Raw genomic sequence first — 16,320 nt, 5'->3', positions numbered from 1 at the left:
GGCGAACTGGAGCACTTTCCGATCGAACGGACTCGTTCGATCGATGAGAATTCGCTCAAACGAAAACGCTAGAGCGCTATCCGCTCCAATTGGATCGGATAGCGCTCTAGCGACGTCATCGGAGACGGCGGGTGAAGGGCAAGACCGCGCAGGCTGCGCCGCGCGCCTGGCAGCGTATGCTGTCCGGCCGACGCCTCGATCTGCTCGACCCCTCGCCGCTCGACATCGAGATCGAGGACATCGCCCATGGGCTCGCGCGCGTGGCGCGATGGAATGGTCAGACCATCGGGCCGCATATCTTCTCGGTCGCGCAGCACAGCCTGCTGGTCGAATCGATCGCCGCCGCGCTGGAGCCGGGGCTGACGCCGCAGCGACGTTTGTTCATGCTGCTGCATGACGCGCCCGAATATGTGATCGGCGACATGATCTCGCCGTTCAAAACCGTCATCGGCGACGCCTATAAGAGCGTCGAGAAACGCATATTGACCGCGATCCTGCTACGATTCTCGCTGCCGCACGAGCCCGACGCCGCACTGCTGCGGCTCGCGAAGCGGGCGGACCGAGCCGCTGCTTTTTTCGAGGCGACGGGTCTCGCCGGCTTTACACACGCCGAGGCCGAGCGCATCTTCGGTCGCCCGGCGATCGCGCTGGAGGTCTGCGAGGAGGCGCTCGCCCCGCTCGATGCGGAAGCGGCGCAGCAGCGTTTCCTCGCCCGCTTCGCCGCGGTCGAACGAGGGGCCGAGGGGGGGTGAAAATGGCGCGCCTCTACGTCTGCTCGCTCACCAAGGTCGTCGAGACTGTGCGTTCCAGCGGAGCGCGTTCGCTGATCACGATATTGACCGGGGGCGCCTCTCTCGTGCGCCCGTGCGAGATCGCCCCCGAACGGCATCTGCGCCTGTCGGTGTCGGATATCGATGTGCGCCAGGAGGGGCATGTTCTGGCCTGCGGCGAGCATATCGAGACGCTGCTCGCCTTCGCCGCCGCCTGGGATCGCCGCGAGCCGCTGGTCATTCATTGCTACGCTGGCGTCAGCCGCTCGCCGGCAGCCGCTTTCATTCTGGCCTGCGCCCTCGCGCCGGAGCGCAGCGAGACCGATCTCGCGCGCGATCTGCGGCGCGCCTCGCCCACGGCGACCCCCAATCGCCGCCTCGTCGCTCTCGCCGACCGGATCATGCGCCGCGACGGCCGCATGAGCGATGCGATCGAGGGCATCGGCCGCGGCGCGGATTGCTTCGAAGGGGCGCCTTTCGCGCTCGAGCTCGCGTGAGCTTGCGCCATGGCGCGGCGGAGGATCGACCGGGCGATCATGCCGCCGCCGGCCCGCTGCCGGTCGAGATCGGCCTCACCGCGGCGATCGTCGCCGTCCAGGGCGACGCCCCGCTGATCCTCACCATGCGCGCGAGCGAGATCGACACGCGCGCCTCGCTGCCGTCCGGACCCTTCGATCCGGTGCGGCACCGGACCTTCGAGATCGGCCTTCGATCCTGGGTCGCCGAGCAGACCGGCATGACGCTCGGCTATGTGGAGCAGCTCTATACATTCGGCGACCGCGGCCGCCATGCGCGCGCCGGCGACCGCGATCCGCATGTGGTGTCCGTCGGCTATCTGGCGCTGACGCGGATCGCCGAGGGTCAGACGGGCGAATTCGCCGGCTTTCGCAGCTGGTACGACTTCTTTCCCTGGGAGGACTGGCGCGCGGGCCGACCCGAGCTCTTGGAGACCACCGTGCTGCCGGGGCTCGCCCAATGGGTCGAGGAGGCGCCGGCTGCTCTGTCTTCTTCGGGCCTGCGACGGCGCGAGCGCGTCAATCTCCTCTTTCAGCCGGCGAGCCGCGGCTTCGACGAAGAAAACGCGCTGGAACGCTATGAGCTGCTCTATGAGGCCGGCCTCGTCGAGGAAGCCTGGCGCGACGGTCGCGAGGCCGCGCTGCAGCGCGGAAGCCGTCCGCCGCCGCTCGGCGCGCCGATGCAGCACGACCATCGGCGCATTCTGGCGACGGCCATGGGTCGGCTGCGCGCCAAGATGAAATATCGGCCGGTGATCTTCGAGCTGATGCCGCCCGCCTTCACGCTCACAGAATTGCAGAGAACCGTGGAGGCGATCGCCGGACGCCATCTGCACAAGCAGAATTTCCGCCGCCTCGTCGAGACTTCCGCGGCCGTGGAGCCGACCGGCGAGGTGTCGCTGAAGACGGGCGGGCGTCCCGCCGCGCTCTTTCATTTTCGCCGCAATGTCCTGCAAGAACGATCCGCGCCGGGGCTGCGGGTCGGCGTGAGGGGATGACGCTTTAAGAGGTTGTTCACCATGACATGGTGAATTTTCCTCGCGGCCGTCCTCGTCGAGTGCAGAGGTGTTGCTTGGGTTATCTGTCGCCGCCGCCCGCTCCGGCGCCGGTCATCGTCTATAAGGACGTGGGCGGTCTCGTCTCGGACTATCAGGCGCAAACCGAAATCTATCGCCGCGAGGGCCGCGAGGTTCGTCTGCATGAATGCCGGTCGGCCTGCACATTGGCGCTGAGCCTGCCCAATGTCTGCGTCTATCCCCATTCGCTGGTGAAATTCCACCTCGCCTACAACGCCATCGACCGACAGACCGACGCCGGCGTCTCGCAGCAGCTGTTCGACTCCTATCCGGCGGCGGTGCAGCAGCGGCTCGGCGGCCTCACCCGTCAATATAGGGTGCTGACCGGCGCCGAGCTGATTTCGCTCGGGATGCGCAATTGCAATGGCGATACGATGATCGCCTCGCGGAACCGGCGTGCGCCGACCGCGAGCGCATTGGCCGCCGCGCCGTCGAGCCCCATCGGCGATCTCGCCGAGACGGTGCGCGGCGCCGTGGCTGGAGCCTTCGGCCCCTCCGCACCGGCGCCGCAGGGACCCATTCGCGTCGCTGTGGCTCGGCCCGACCCGGCGCGCGGCGTCGACCCCGCGCCGACCGCCTCGATCGGCCCCCGCCTCGCCGAGGCTCCCGAGCCGCCGCGCCGGCCGCTGGCGCTCGCCCCGGTCCCGCCTCCGCCGGCGCTTCCGCCTCCGCGCATTCCAGGCGGGCAGCCGATCCTCGCCAGCGGCGTCTTCGTCCTCCCCCTGCCGGCGCGCCTCGCGCAAAGATGATCGGACAAAAGCGTAGGCGAGGCATTGTGTCCTAATTGCGCCTCGGCTATTTTTCGCCACGATGTTGCTCTACGGACACAGTCGGCGGGCAAATCGTGGCGTGCTTGCGCAGATTCCATGCGTTCCGCGTCACGGAGAAGCGCTGATCCGGCGCTTCGCCGATTCGTGACTCTTCCCTTCGCTAGCTCGCGCGCCATCGCGCGAACGAGAGCCAACACGTCGGGCGCCCGCGCCCGCCGCCAGCGGAAAGACGAAATAATTTGACGGATCGCTGGAGACTGACGTCCTGCAGAGGGTCGCGCGCGCTCATTCGCGCGGCCGGCGTTCTCGCGATCCTGGCGGCGGCGCTCGCGCCGTCCTTCACGGAAAGCGCGGTCGCCAATGGCGAGACCCGCACGCTCTATCTCTACCACGCCCATACGCATGAGCAGATCGCCGCGACCTATCTGGTGAACGGCCGTTACGACGAATCCGTGCTCGAGCAGCTCAACTGGTTCCTGCGCGACTGGCGGCGCGACGAGCCCACCAAGATGGACCCGCGCCTCTTCGATGTGGTGTGGCAGGCCTATCGCGACGCCGGGGCGAACGAGCCCGTGCATGTCGTCTCCGCCTATCGCTCGCCGGAGACCAACGCCATGCTGCGCTCCCGCTCGCGCGCGGTGGCGCGCCATTCGCAGCACATGCTGGGCAAGGCGATGGACACGACCATGCCGGGCATGTCCATGTCCACGATCCGCGAGATCGGCATGCGCATGCAGCGTGGCGGCGTCGGCTATTACCCCAACGCCGGGACGCCCTTCGTCCATCTCGATGTCGGCAGCGTGCGCTCCTGGCCGCGCATGAGCTATGACCAGCTCGTGCGGCTGTTCCCGGACGGCAAGACGGTGCATTTGCCGACCAACAACCAGCCGCTCGCCCGCTATGAGGAGGCCAAGGCCGAGATCGAGGCGCGCGGCGGCACCTATGCCCCGGTCGAGCGCAAGACCAAGAGCTTCTTCGCCTTCCTGTTCGGCGGCGAGGACGACGAGGACGCTTCGGTCTCGGCGCCGGCGCCCGCTCCGCGCAAGCAATGGGCGTCGCTGGCGCCGCGGCAGACCGCGCGGTCCGCTGAAGCCGAGGAGGAGGGCGCCGAAGCCGCGCCGGCCGGGACGCCGGCGCGACGCGGCCGGGCCGAGAGGGCGATCGCCGCCGCCGAGCGCGATCTGCCGCGCGGCGAGACGCAGCTGCGCCAGGGACCCGCCGAGCCGCCGGCGCTGGAGCGGATCAAGCCGTCGGCGGAGACGGTCGCCTCGCTCGAACCCCTCGCCGCCGCCGAGGAGACGCCGGCGCTCGCTCCGCTGCCGCCGCGTCGTCCGTCCGGGCTCGCGCTGCTCGGCGCGCCGCTGCCGCCGGCCCGGCCGTATGGCCTCGTGGCGCTCTCCGACGGCTTCGCATCGGTTCCGCTGCGGCCGGGCGCGGGCGTCGCCATCGCCAATCTCATCGAGGCGTCGCCGCCGCCCGCGCCGCCCGAGGCGCGTCCCGCCAAGCCCGAGCCTCTGCTCGCTTATGCGCCGACCGTGGCGCCGGATGCGGACGCCCCGCCGCCCGCCGCCGTCGCGGCTCCGCGCCGGGATGGCGTCGCCGCGGCGTCGGCTGATCTGCGTCTGTCCTCGGCCGTGGCCAAATCGCCGGCCGAGCCGGCTGTCGCGGCGAAGATCGCTCTGGTCCCGGCCCGGCTCGATCGCTCGAATTTCCAGGCGCTCACATCGGCGCGCTCGGCGCGGCTGCTGGCCTCGGGCTCGGCGCTCGGCTCGATGATCGGCGCGCCGCGCTCGGCGGCGCGGGCGGAAACGGGCCTGTTCGTGGCCTCAACTTGCGGTCAGGCCGGCGTCTTCGCCGCCAAGACCGACATGTTGCCGACGGATCATTTCGCGCGGCGCTGAAGCCTCTCATTGTTCCAGCGGCGCCGGCCGCCTCCTCTCCCGCTTGCGGCACGGCTGTCCGGGGAATGAGTCGATAAGTCGCGGGCGCATGCCTGGTACTTCCGAAGGTTTCGGGGTATTTTCCGGTTGTCGAGACTGGAAAATAAAGGACCAGACATGCGCTTCCAGAATAGCGTTTTTGTCGACTTGCTCAAGCCGATCGATCGTCGCGCGTTCGGCCAAATCGTCGCGCGCCACAAGGGCGACGCCTACGACAAATCCTTCAAGAGCTGGGATCATCTCGTCGTCCTGATCGCCGCTCAGCTCGGCGGCGAAACGAGCCTGCGCAGCCTCGAGGCCGCCTTCAACGCCAACAGCGGCTCCCATTATCACCTCGGCGTCCGCAGGATCGCCCGCTCCACCCTCGCCGAAGCCAACGCACGCCGGCCCGTCGGCGTCTTCGCCGATCTTTTCGCGCGCCTCTCCTGCGAACTCGACCGCAGAACGCGCCGCGACGGCGCCGAGCTGCTGCGCCTCATCGATTCGACGCCTATCCCGTTGAGCAAATTCCACGACTTCGCCCGCTCGAACGGCCGCATCCACGGCATGAAGATGCACGTCGTCTACGATCCCGGGGTCGACCGCCCCTTCTGCGTCGAGGTCACGCCCGCCAATGTCAACGATGTCGAGATCGGCAAGAAGACGCCGATCGAGGCCGGCGCGACCTATGTCTTCGACAAGGGCTATTATGATTTCAAATGGTGGAGGGACATTCACGAGGCCCGAGCCTTGTTCGTCACGCGCCCCAAGAGCAACACCCGCCTCACCGACCTCGCGGATCGGGAGATGCCGCAGACGCGCGGCGAAGGCTACACCGTGCTCAGGGATTGCGAGGTCGAGCTCGCCAGCAAGGGCGACTCGAAACTGCCCATGCCGCTGCGTCGCCTTCATATTCAACGCGATGCGCTGAAGGACGGCAAGCCGCAGCTGATCGTCGTGATCACCAACGACATGACGCGTTCGGCGGTCGAGATCGCCGCGCTCTACAAGGCGCGCTGGGCCATAGAGCTGCTGTTCCGCTGGATCAAGCAGCATCTCAACATCCGCAAGTTTCTCGGCGAAAACGAGAACGCCGTGCGGCTGCAGCTGATCGCGGCGATGATCGCTTTCGTGCTGCTGCGCATCGCCGCCCACCGCCACGATATCGAACTCGCGCATCTGCGGTTCTCGGAGCTCGCCGGCAGGTTTCTGTTCGAGCGGCGACCGATCGACAGACTCGAACGGCCGCCGCCCAAATATCAGGCCGCGCGGCGGCGCATATCGCCGAGGCAGCTGGAGCTCGCCTATGCCTGATTTTCCCCGGACAGCCGTGCGCTTGCGGGGAGAGGTGAGGTGAGGGGCGATGGAGGCGTCGCGGCGTCTCGACTTCGCGAACTCTCCTGACCCCATGCGCGTGAGGTCTCAAGCCGCAGGCGCCGCCGCGATTTCCGGCCCGGCGAGCATGCGCCGCAGCTCCGCCGCCGGCGTCGGCCGGCTGAACAGGAAGCCCTGCATCTGCGTGCAGCCTTCCTGGCGCAGCCGCGCCAGCTGGTCGAGCGTCTCCACCCCTTCCGCCACTGTGGCGACGCCGAGGCATTGGCCGAGGCCGGCGACCGCGCGCACGATCGCCCCGCATTCGTGATTCTCCGGCAGCTCCTTCACGAAGGAGCGGTCGATCTTGATCTTGTCGAAGGGGAAGGAGCGCAGATAGCTGAGGCTCGAATAGCCGGTGCCGAAATCATCGAGCGAGATGCGCACGCCGAGTCCGCGCAGCCGGTGCAGCACCGACAGATTGGCGTGATTTTCCGCCAGCAGCACCGTCTCGGTGATCTCGAGCTCGAGCCGGTGCGCGACGAGGCCGCTCGAGGCCAGCGCCGAGACCACCGCCTGCGTCAGCGCGCGCGAGCGGAACTGCGCCGGCGACAGATTGATGCTGACGCCGATCGGCGTCGGCCAGCTCGCCGCCTCGCGGCAAGCTTCGCGCAGCACCCATTCGCCGATCGGCACGATGAGGCCCGTGTCCTCGGCGAGCGGGATGAAGTCGCTCGGCGGCACCGAGCCGCGCATCGGATGGAACCAGCGCAGCAGCGCCTCCGAGGCGACGATCTCATTGGTCACAATGTCGATGATCGGCTGATAATAGATTTGGAACTCGCCCGCGCGCAGCGCTTGGCGCAGATCGGCCTCCAGCGTGCGGCGCTGGTGAATGGTCGCGGCCATTTGCGGCTCGAAGAAGCGATGCACGCCGCGCCCGTCGGCCTTGGCGCGATAGAGCGCGATATCGGCGTTCTTCAGCAGCGTGTCGGCGTCGTCGCTGTCGTTGGGCGCCACGGAGACGCCGACGCTCGCGCCGATATTCACCTGATGTCCGTCGATCTCATAGGTTCGGCTCAGGGCCTCGACGACGACGCAGGCGAGACGCTCCGCCTCGTCGCGGTCCGCGCCGCATTGCACCAAGGCGAACTCGTCGCCGCCGACGCGCGCGACGAGATCGCCCTGTGGCAGAAGACGGCGCAGACGTTCCGCGACGGCGACGAGCAGCCGGTCGCCGACGGGATGGCCATAGGCGTCGTTCACATCCTTGAACCCGTCGAGATCGAGATAGAGCACGCCGATGCCCGGCGCGCTCGTTTCGTCGAGGCGCTCCAGTCCTTCCGACAGCCGCAAGCGGAACAGGGTGCGATTGGCGAGGCCGGTCAGCGGATCGTGATGAGCGAGATGGGCGATGCGCGCCGCCGCCTCGCGCTGCTCGGTCACGTCGACGACGGCCAGCAGCACGGCGGGGCGGTTGTCGAAGACGAGCTCGCGTCCATAGTTCAGCACCTTGATGACGCGCCCGCCGGCGGTCCGGTTCGACCAGACGCGGTCGGGCGCGTGACGGCGCGCCGGATAATCCCGGCTCATCGCCAGCGCCGGCCATTCCTCCTCCGCATAGAGGTCGAACAGCGTCGAGGCGAGAAAGCGCTCGCGCGGCAGGCCATAATGCTCGACGGCCGCGTCATTGACGGCGAGGACGCCGAGGCTCTGCGGATCATGGACCCACATGGGCATCGGATTATTCTCGAACAGCAAGCGGAACGAGGCCTCGCGCTCCTTCAGCTCGGTCACATCGGTTAGCGTCAGGCCGATGAGATCGCCCATCGGGGAGGCGGCGACGCGCAAATGCGTCCGCTCGCCGCCGGCGCTGCGCTCGACCTCGAACTCGTCGTGCCGCATCGCCTCGAAAATCGCGCCGAGACGTTCGAACGTCCCATTGGTCATCCATTCGGGCGCGATCTCGCGCAGCCGTCGCCATTGCAGATCGCGCTCGGCGCCGCCGAGAATGCGCGCGGCGCTGTCATTGAGGCTGACGATCTGCAGATCGACGATGCTGCGCCCCGCTCCATGGACGGCGGCGAGGGTGAGGAGTCCGTCGCGCGTCGCGCGATAGATGGCGTCGACGAGATTATGCGCCGCGGCGCGCTCGCGGACGAAGATCAGGAACAGCGCGTCGCCCCAGCGGCTGGAGAGCGGAAAGACGACGATCTCGCAGGTTCGCACCAGCCCGCCGCGAATAGAGCGAGCGAGAGTCCCGGCCGGCGTCGCGCGCAGATGCGCCTGCCCCAGCGCATCAAGCAGCGCATCGGCGTGATTGCGCGGAAGCGAGTCGACGGCGAGACCGCGCGGCGCGGCCCCGAGCCAGGCGCCGACGCCGTCGCCGCCATAGAGTATTTGATAGGAGCCGCCTCGCTCTCGCGTCGCGAGCGCCAGATCGTCGGCGAGCCGGCCGAGGCTGCCGAGCGCCATCTCCTCATAGGGAGGCAGTCGACCCGGCTCGGCTGCGACCTGCCAGTTCCGGCAGAGCTCCGCGACCTCGGCGAAATCAGTGGCGACGCCAAATTGCTGGGCGATCTTCTTCATGGGGCAGGAGCAAGGCTGAGAGTGAGCCGGGAGGGCCCCGGATCACTCTAAGCTGAACCATGGCGTTGAAAAAAACGTAAACATTTCAATTATTTGCGTCGCATTGTCGTCATATTGACTTCATAAACTTCATTATCTATTTGAAATTATTCAAAAATAAATCACTGTAGAGACGCGGGGAACGCGCTTGTCCATCTTCGCGCGTGTTTCTTGGGGCAGGGCGGAGAACATCGGCTATATTGGGCGGATCAGCCGCGCCGCGGATCGCAAAAGAAAAGACCAATGGCCACGAATCGCAAGCCCGCTACGCCGAGGGAGGCTCCGCAGGAGCCGTTCAAGCGCGCCGTCGCCGGCGCCATGCGCGCCATGGCGAGGACGCCGGAGCTCGAGGTCGCCTTCGCGCCCGAGCGCGCCGCGCTGTTCGGCTCGGACGGCAAGGCCAAGGCGCGCCTGCCGGAGCCGCCGCGCAAGCTGACGCCCCAGGATGCGGCGGTGCTGCGCGGACACGCCGATTCGATCGCGCTGCGCCTCGCCTGCCACGACGATGCGATCCATCGTCGGCTGCAGCCGGTCGATCTCGAGGCGCGCGCCGCTTTCGACGCGCTGGAGCAGGCGCGCGTCGAGTCGATCGGCGCGCGGCGCATGGCCGGGGTCTCCGCCAATATCGGCGCCATGCTCGAGGACCGCTATGCGCGCGCCAAGCTCGGCGACATCGAGAGCCGCGAGGACGCGCCGCTCGAGGACGCGCTCGCCTTGATCGTGCGGGAGCGGCTCACCGGCCTCACGCCGCCGGCCAATGCGCGCCGGCTCGTCGATCTCTGGCGTCCCTTCGTCGAGGAGCGCGCCGGCGCCGAGCTCGACAAGCTCGCCGCCGCGATCGAGAATCAGCGCGGATTCGGACAAGCGGCGCATCGTCTGCTCACGGCCCTCGATCTTTCCGGCGAGAGCGCCGGCGGCGAGGAGCAATCGGAGGAGGCCGAGCAGGACGAGCCGAAAAATCCCGACGAATCGGAAGGCGACGAGAATGAGGAGGAGACGCCCTCCGGCTCCTCCGAGATGGAGACCGCCATGGCCTCCGAGGATGATCTGAGAGAGGGAGAGAGCGAGCCCGCCGAGTCTCCCGACACCGAGAAGATGGAGGAGGTCGAATCCGGCGACCTCGACGAGGCGATGGAGGCGCGGCGCGGCCAGGCGCCGCCGCTCGACCGCGCCAGCGGCGAATACCACGTCTATACGACGCGCTATGACGAGATCGTGAAGGCCGAGGAGCTGTGCGACGTCGAGGAGCTGGACCGGTTGCGCTCCTATCTCGACAAGCAGCTCCTGCATCTCTCATCGGTCGTCGGCCGCCTCGCCAACCGCCTGCAGCGGCGCCTGATGGCGCAGCAGAATCGCTCCTGGGAGTTCGACCTCGAGGAGGGCATGCTCGATCCGGCGCGCCTGCCGCGCGTCGTCATCGATCCGCAGCAGCCGCTGTCCTTCAAGCGCGAGAAGGACACGGATTTCCGCGACACGGTGGTGACGTTGCTGCTCGACAATTCCGGCTCCATGCGCGGGCGCCCGATCACCGTGGCGGCGACCTGCGCCGATATTCTCGCCCGCACCCTGGAGCGCTGCGGCGTGAAGGTGGAGATATTGGGCTTCACCACCAAGGCCTGGAAGGGCGGCCAGTCGCGCGAAGCCTGGATCGGCGACGGCAAGCGGCCCAATCCCGGACGGTTGAACGACATTCGCCACATCATCTACAAGGCCGCCGACGCGCCCTGGCGGCGTGCGCGCCGCAATCTCGGACTGATGATGCGCGAGGGGCTGCTGAAGGAGAATATCGACGGCGAGGCGCTCGATTGGGCGCATCGCCGGCTGCTGGCGCGTCCCGAGCAGCGGCGCATTCTCATGATGATCTCCGACGGCGCGCCGGTCGACGATTCGACGCTCTCGGTCAATCCCGGCAATTTCCTCGAGCGCCATCTGCGTCATGTGATCCAGGAGATCGAGACCAAATCGGCGGTCGAGCTGATCGCCATCGGCATCGGCCATGACGTGACGCGCTATTACCGCCGCGCCGTCACCATCGTCGACGCGGAGGAGCTCGGCGGCGCGATGACCGAGAAGCTGGCGGAATTGTTCAATGAGAACGTGCGGGCGTCGGCGACGCGCAGCGCTTTCCCCGGCGCCGCGCGTCGCGCCGCGACCGCACGCTGAGTGATTTCCCGCATAGGCGCTTCGTTTCGATCGGGTTAATTTCGCGCCCAGCGCTCAACCGCGCCGAAACGATAGTCGGCGGCGGGAACGAGAGGGCGGCTTTTGCGTTTACGTTTCGGCGCGACCGTGGTGTTCGCGTGATGTGACGATCGTCCGGCGCCTGTTGCGCGGCGGACGAAAGTGACGAGGGGGTTGCGTTATGATTTCCTTTGGCAAAGTTCGAAATGCGGGATTGCCCGCGGCGTCTTACGAGCCGCTCGACGTCCAGAGGGTTCTGTGCGTCGCCGCGATCTTCTCGCTGGCTTCCCTTCCCCTGCTGCTCAGTGTCGTCTTGTCGATCTGGGGCTGATACGCCGCCCGGAGCGATTGCGGCCGAGCTGACTGGGAACTCGACGGCAAGGGCGGACAGCGAAGACAGAAGACCCCGCATCCTCGAGGAGGCGGGGTCTTTACGTTTTGTCAGCCGTCTTTTCGCTCAGGCGCTCGCCGCGGTGGCCAGCTTCTTGGCGATCTCGCGCTTCAGCGCGCGCGCGTCGTCCGACAGCTCCGTCTCGCGCGCCTTCAGCAGGAAGGCGTCGAGGCCGCCGCGATGCTCGACCGAGCGCAGCGCCGCAGCGGAGACGCGCAGCCGCACGGAGCGCGCCAGTGCGTCCGAGGCCAGCGTCACATTGACCAGATTGGGCAGAAAGCGGGTGCGCGTCTTGCGATTGGAGTGGCTGACGAGATTGCCCGTCTGCACGCCTTTGCCGGTCAGTTCGCAACGGCGGGACATGTTCTTCTTCCTTTCGGTCGGGCGAAGCAGCGCGGCTCGGCGCTTCGAAATCGTCGCATGACGAGAAATTCGCAAAAGAGTCTCGCGCCCCGGGCGAGCCCTTGGTTGCGCGCTTTATAACGGCACGCGGGCGGAAAGGTCAACAAGGGATCGCATTCGTCGCTGGGCAATCGAGTGAAGGACGATATCCCCGACCCTCGTCCCGAGGAGCCTGCGAAGCGGGCGTCTCGAGACCACGCCGCCGCGGGACGCTCGCCTTCAGTTCATGGCGTGGCGGGAGTTCATTGGCGCGGCGGGAGCTTCAGCGCGGCTTCGAGCGCGATCAAGGTCGGCACGATCGCGGATTTTTCGCGCTCGAACTCGTCGACGACAATGGCGCCGCTGGCTTTCTCCAACGCCTGAATCACCTCGAGGCGGCGCTCCAGCGTCTCGATGAGGTTTCCGGCGACGGCGCGTTCCAACTCGATCCTGATCATCGTCGTCTCCGCGCGGTGGGAGGAGAGACCGGAAAGAGTCTTATCGTCGGCCGACCCGATTGGGAACGGCAAATTGCGGCCGGGCTTTCGGTGAAAGACGCGATCGGGCTCCGACGGCGCCCCGGGTCACCAGCTGAACCGGACGCCGGCCTTGCCGCCGCCGCCGATGAGATTCGAGCCGCTGCGAATCTCACCCTGGATGAAGGACACAATTCCGTCGCCATGATCGAAATTCAGCGCGACGATGCCGCGGCCGCGCACCTTGCCCTGATTCGCCTGCGCGAGGAAATTGCCGCCGTTGAACGCCAACTCCCTGACGAAGCCGCCGGCGATCAGCACGTCGTCATAGGCGAGGCCGGTGACGGTGAAGGTGGTCGGCGTGGAGGCGAGCAGGAAATTCGTGCCGACCCGCGCGCCGCCCTGCAGCCGCACCTGCTCGCCGTCGGCGAGGCCGAGCAGCGATGCGGAGCGGTCGTAGAGAGTGGCCGTGTATTGAGCGCCGACGGTCGGCTCGATCCACAGATGCGTCGAAATCGGCAGGCGATAGTTCAAATTGCCGGCGAGACTGACGTTCCTGACGTTGGTGGATTTCGACGCGCTGTAGGGCGTGACGCGTTGCACGACGCCATAATAGACGTTGCCTGCTCCGTCGATGTAATTGGGGGCGAAGGCGATGTTGTCGGTGAAGCTGGCGTTGAGATTGAACACATCGACCTTGGTCAGGAAATCGGCCGAGAAGGGGCCGTTGAAATAGGTCGCGTAGACGCCGACCGAGCCGCCGTTGAAGCGCGCCTGCAGCCGGCTCGAGCCATTGTCGAGCAGAGCGAGGTTGGACGAGGCCGCGCTCGTCGAGAGCGTGAGATCGGAATGGGTGGCGCCGACCAGCACGCCGGCGATGAGGCCGTCTTTGGGACGGAACACGCCCCGCGACGTCAGATCGAAACCCATCTGGAAGCCGTAGGTCGCGGCTTCGCTCTTGGCGGACACGCGGACCGGCAGCGTCCCCGAGCCGACATTGGGCCCTGTCAGCACATAAGCGTCCCCGGCGGCGGTGCGGCGTTCGAAATCGCCGAAACCTTCGACCCAGGTGCCGAAGCGGGCGTCGGGAGAAACCGGGATCGGCGTTCCGAACAGCATATAGCGCGATCCGGCCGCGCCATCCGCGCCGATCGGCTCGAACGACTCCGAGGGAGCCGACGCATATTTGCGCTCGCCTGCGGCGCCGGGGCGGCGCGCGCGCGGGCCCGAACCCGCTTTTCGTTCGGCCGCCGCGACGCGCTTGCCTTTTTCGGCGCGGCCGGCCGACGCGGCTTCCCTGCGCTTTCCCTGCGCAGTTTTTTGCTGAGCCGTCTCGGCTCGAGCCGGTCTGGCGCGCTCGGCGGGGCGCTGCTGCTGCGTCTCCCGCGGCTGCGATTCGTTCGCCTCCTGCTCGCGCCGCTCCCGGAGCTTGCCGAGGGCGCTGTTGTTGCTGGTCTGCGTCGTCGACTGAGATAGCGAGCTCAGCGCCTGACTCGCCACCGCGGCGCCGGAAAAGCCCGAGGCGTCATAGCATTGGCCGTTGATGAGCGGCGCGTTGCTCGGGCACAGCACATTGCGGGTGCGCTCGGCGAAGGCGGCCAATGCAGGATCGCGATTCACGGCTCCGGCGGAGCCGTCGCCGGCGCCTCCCCCGATTTCCTGCGCCTGCGCCGCCCTGGTCTCGAGGAAGCTCGCAAGGGTGGCGGACGCCACGAGAGAGAGAATCAGTGTCGCCCGGTTGGTCATCGCACCGCTACCCTTGACAAGTTGTTGACGACTATAACAATTTTACTGCTCGTAAAACTCAGGCGCGATCAGACTACCCCATTCGCAGCCGATACGTAGGATTCCTTAAGGTGAAAATGGTAAAGAAGTTCTATATGTTGCAAATTTGCCACAGGGCTCTGCTCGCGCTGACCCTCCTGACGGCGCTGTCCGCCTCGGCGCTCGCCAATGACGCCGATATCTGCATCGACGACGCCGCCAGAAACCCGGACGCCGCGATTCCCGCCTGCACACGGCTGCTCGTCTCAGGGAAATTGACGGAGGCGGAGGCCGCGGAGGCCTATGGCCAGCGGGGCATCGCCAAGGCCGGCATGGGGGATCTGGACGGGGCGCTGAAAGATTTGACCGCGGCGCTCGATCGAAACCCCAAGATGCTCGTCGCCCTGAAGCTGCGCGGCAAGGCCTATAAGGAGCTCAACCACCTCGATCTCGCCATCGCCGATTTCAGCCGCGCTTTGCGCGACGCCTTGCGCGGCGAGCAAAATCGGGCGCAGGCCGTCGAGCTCTATAATCTGCGCGGCGCGACGCAGATCGACAAGGACGAATACGACACGGCGATCGGCGACTTCAACAAGGCGCTGGCGATCGACCGCAATTATGTCGACGCTTATGTCAATCGCGGTCACGCCTATACTTTCAAACGCGATTTCGACAAGGCCATCGCCGACTTCGATCAGGCGGTGCGGCTGAAGCCCAGAGATGCGTTCGGATACGCCGCCCGCGCCATGGCGCGAATGGGAAAGGCCGATTTCACCGGCGCGGTCGCCGATTATGATCGCGCCATCAAGCTCGACCCCCAGAATGCGAAGCTCTACACGAGCCGCGGCGAGGCCTGGCGGCTGCAGGGCGACCTCGAAAGCTCGCTCCAGGATCACGACAAGGCGCTCTCGCTGAAGCCGAGCGAGGAGGTCTATAATAATCGCGCCTTGACATTGAAGGACATCGCTCTGAAGTCGAAGGACGTGACGAAGCTCGACGAGGCGCGCAACGATTGCAGCGAGGCCATATTGCTCAATCCGAGCTTCGCGGTTCCTTACACGAACCGCGGGCTCATCCGCCGACTCGCCGGCGATTTGCGCGGCTCTCTGCTCGATCTCGACAAGGCGATCGGTCTCGCGCAGCGCTCGATGGAGGCGCTGACCTTCCGCGGCGACACTTATCGCGCGATCGGCGACCTCGATCGGGCGCTGCAGGACTATGACGAGGCGATCCGCATCTTTCCCGATTATGTCGCCGCGCATAACGGCCGCGGCGCGGCGCTTCAGAAGAAGGGCGACCTCGCCGGAGCCAAGGCCGAATATGAGAAGGCGCTGAGCCTTCCCTCGGATGCGGATGCGGGCGTCGCCAAGCCGGCCCAGGCGGAGGCCCGCGTCGGGCTCGACGAGGTCCGGAGCCTGCTGGGCGAGGCGGCGCCCGGCGTCCGTGTGGCGCTGATCATCGGTAATTCCGCCTATCGCGCCGTTCCCGCCCTGCCCAATCCCGAAAGGGACGCGGACGCCGTCGCCAAGAAGCTCGAAGGTCTCGGCTTCAAAAATCAGATCAGGATCAACAACGCCACCAACGCCTCCTTCCTCGCCGCGCTGAAGAGCTTCGAGGAGAAGGCGGCGACGGCCGATTGGGCCGTGATCTTCTACGCCGGCCACGGCATTCAGATCGCCGGCGGCGCTTATCTCATTCCGGTCGACGCGCAGCTGCGCACCGACGAGGATGTGCAGAAAGAAGCCGTTCCGTTGGAGCGGGTGCTCCTGGCGGTCAACAAGGCGAAGAAGATGCGCCTCGTTCTGCTCGACGCCTGCCGCGACAATCCATTCGAGCAGAAGATGAAACATGCCGACAAGAGATTGCGGACGGTCGGCCTGCCCAGCATCGAGCCGGGCAGCGGAACGCTGGTCGCTTATGCGACGCGCGACGGACACACCGCCGAGGACGGCGACGGCGACCACAGCCCCTTCACCCAGGCGTTGCTCGATAATGTCGCCATCCCCGGCGTCGAGATCAACATGGTGTTTCGCAAGGTCCGCGATCAGGTCTTGAAGCTGACGCGGGGCCAGCAGGACCCGTTCACCTATGGCTCGCTGTCGAGCGAGCGCTTCTATTTCGTCGCCAGATGAACCATC

12 protein-coding genes are annotated in these 16,320 nt (G+C 66.8%); 8 read left to right on the top strand and 4 right to left on the bottom strand.

The annotated features are described in order from the left end of the window. Nucleotides 1-176: 176 nt before the first annotated feature. The 6 genes from CQW49_RS10270 to CQW49_RS10245 all read left to right on the top strand — a co-directional run bounded on the left by CQW49_RS10270 (nucleotide 177) and on the right by CQW49_RS10245 (nucleotide 6,364). Entirely contained in the window at nucleotides 177-752 is a 576-nt protein-coding gene (locus CQW49_RS10270) for an HD domain-containing protein (RefSeq protein ID WP_051418902.1), read from the top strand. A 2-nt stretch (nucleotides 753-754) separates the two neighbouring features. Next, nucleotides 755-1,267: a tyrosine phosphatase family protein gene (locus CQW49_RS10265; RefSeq protein WP_003615948.1), complete on the top strand. Its 513-nt coding sequence runs from the start codon at nucleotides 755-757 to the stop codon at nucleotides 1,265-1,267. Then, nucleotides 1,264-2,283: an NUDIX hydrolase gene (locus tag CQW49_RS10260; protein WP_003615949.1), complete on the top strand. Its 1,020-nt coding sequence runs from the start codon at nucleotides 1,264-1,266 to the stop codon at nucleotides 2,281-2,283. Before CQW49_RS10265 ends, CQW49_RS10260 begins: the two co-directional genes overlap by 4 nt. Before the next feature lie 74 nt (nucleotides 2,284-2,357). Next, entirely contained in the window at nucleotides 2,358-3,110 is a 753-nt protein-coding gene (locus tag CQW49_RS10255; protein ID WP_003615950.1) for a hypothetical protein, read from the top strand. Between the two features lie 260 nt (nucleotides 3,111-3,370). Next, nucleotides 3,371-5,032, top strand: coding sequence for a peptidoglycan L,D-endopeptidase MepK (locus CQW49_RS10250; RefSeq protein ID WP_051418722.1), 1,662 nt, complete (start codon nucleotides 3,371-3,373; stop codon nucleotides 5,030-5,032). 156 nt (nucleotides 5,033-5,188) lie between these two features. Continuing rightward, on the top strand, nucleotides 5,189-6,364 hold the full coding sequence (locus CQW49_RS10245; RefSeq protein WP_024749735.1) for an IS4 family transposase: 1,176 nt from the start codon (nucleotides 5,189-5,191) through the stop codon (nucleotides 6,362-6,364). Nucleotides 6,365-6,472: 108 nt separating this feature from the next. Here the strand turns inward: CQW49_RS10245 and CQW49_RS10240 are convergent, their stop codons facing one another. After that, entirely contained in the window at nucleotides 6,473-8,950 is a 2,478-nt protein-coding gene (locus CQW49_RS10240) for a putative bifunctional diguanylate cyclase/phosphodiesterase (protein WP_003613445.1), read from the bottom strand. Between the two features lie 282 nt (nucleotides 8,951-9,232). On the opposite strand from CQW49_RS10240, the gene cobT reads away from it, so the two are divergent. Next, nucleotides 9,233-11,152, top strand: coding sequence for a cobaltochelatase subunit CobT (cobT, locus tag CQW49_RS10235; RefSeq protein ID WP_003613448.1), 1,920 nt, complete (start codon nucleotides 9,233-9,235; stop codon nucleotides 11,150-11,152). 475 nt (nucleotides 11,153-11,627) lie between these two features. Here the strand turns inward: cobT and rpmB are convergent, their stop codons facing one another. The 3 genes from rpmB to CQW49_RS10220 form a co-directional block, all read right to left on the bottom strand. Beyond that, nucleotides 11,628-11,924: a 50S ribosomal protein L28 gene (gene rpmB / locus CQW49_RS10230; RefSeq protein ID WP_003613454.1), complete on the bottom strand. Its 297-nt coding sequence runs from the start codon at nucleotides 11,922-11,924 to the stop codon at nucleotides 11,628-11,630. 281 nt (nucleotides 11,925-12,205) lie between these two features. Beyond that, nucleotides 12,206-12,400 carry a hypothetical protein gene (locus CQW49_RS10225; RefSeq protein WP_003613455.1) on the bottom strand — a complete coding sequence of 65 codons (195 nt, stop codon included), beginning with the start codon at nucleotides 12,398-12,400 and terminating at the stop codon, nucleotides 12,206-12,208. A gap of 126 nt (nucleotides 12,401-12,526) precedes the next feature. Continuing rightward, entirely contained in the window at nucleotides 12,527-14,164 is a 1,638-nt protein-coding gene (locus CQW49_RS10220) for an autotransporter domain-containing protein (RefSeq protein ID WP_003613457.1), read from the bottom strand. 134 nt (nucleotides 14,165-14,298) lie between these two features. Here CQW49_RS10220 and CQW49_RS10215 point away from each other — a divergent pair, with 134 nt between their 5' ends. Then, on the top strand, nucleotides 14,299-16,314 hold the full coding sequence (locus CQW49_RS10215) for a tetratricopeptide repeat protein (RefSeq protein ID WP_099831879.1): 2,016 nt from the start codon (nucleotides 14,299-14,301) through the stop codon (nucleotides 16,312-16,314). The last annotated feature ends 6 nt before the right edge of the window (nucleotides 16,315-16,320 follow it).

It is taken from the genome of Methylosinus trichosporium OB3b (genome assembly GCF_002752655.1).
GTDB classification, from domain to species: domain Bacteria; phylum Pseudomonadota; class Alphaproteobacteria; order Rhizobiales; family Beijerinckiaceae; genus Methylosinus; species Methylosinus trichosporium.
This window is presented reverse-complemented; position numbering and strand designations above follow the sequence as displayed.

Bases quoted from the DNA above. Each gene is read 5' to 3' on its own strand.
- CQW49_RS10270 (WP_051418902.1), top strand. From the start codon at position 177: ATGCTGTCCGGCCGACGCCTCGATCTGCTCGACCCCTCGCCGCTCGAC.
- CQW49_RS10265 (WP_003615948.1), top strand. From the start codon at position 755: ATGGCGCGCCTCTACGTCTGCTCGCTCACCAAGGTCGTCGAGACTGTG.
- CQW49_RS10245 (WP_024749735.1), top strand. From the start codon at position 5,189: ATGCGCTTCCAGAATAGCGTTTTTGTCGACTTGCTCAAGCCGATCGAT.
- CQW49_RS10240 (WP_003613445.1), bottom strand. From the start codon at position 8,950: ATGAAGAAGATCGCCCAGCAATTTGGCGTCGCCACTGATTTCGCCGAG.
- cobT (WP_003613448.1), top strand. From the start codon at position 9,233: ATGGCCACGAATCGCAAGCCCGCTACGCCGAGGGAGGCTCCGCAGGAG.
- rpmB (WP_003613454.1), bottom strand. From the start codon at position 11,924: ATGTCCCGCCGTTGCGAACTGACCGGCAAAGGCGTGCAGACGGGCAAT.
- CQW49_RS10225 (WP_003613455.1), bottom strand. From the start codon at position 12,400: ATGATCAGGATCGAGTTGGAACGCGCCGTCGCCGGAAACCTCATCGAG.
- CQW49_RS10220 (WP_003613457.1), bottom strand. From the start codon at position 14,164: ATGACCAACCGGGCGACACTGATTCTCTCTCTCGTGGCGTCCGCCACC.
- CQW49_RS10215 (WP_099831879.1), top strand. From the start codon at position 14,299: ATGTTGCAAATTTGCCACAGGGCTCTGCTCGCGCTGACCCTCCTGACG.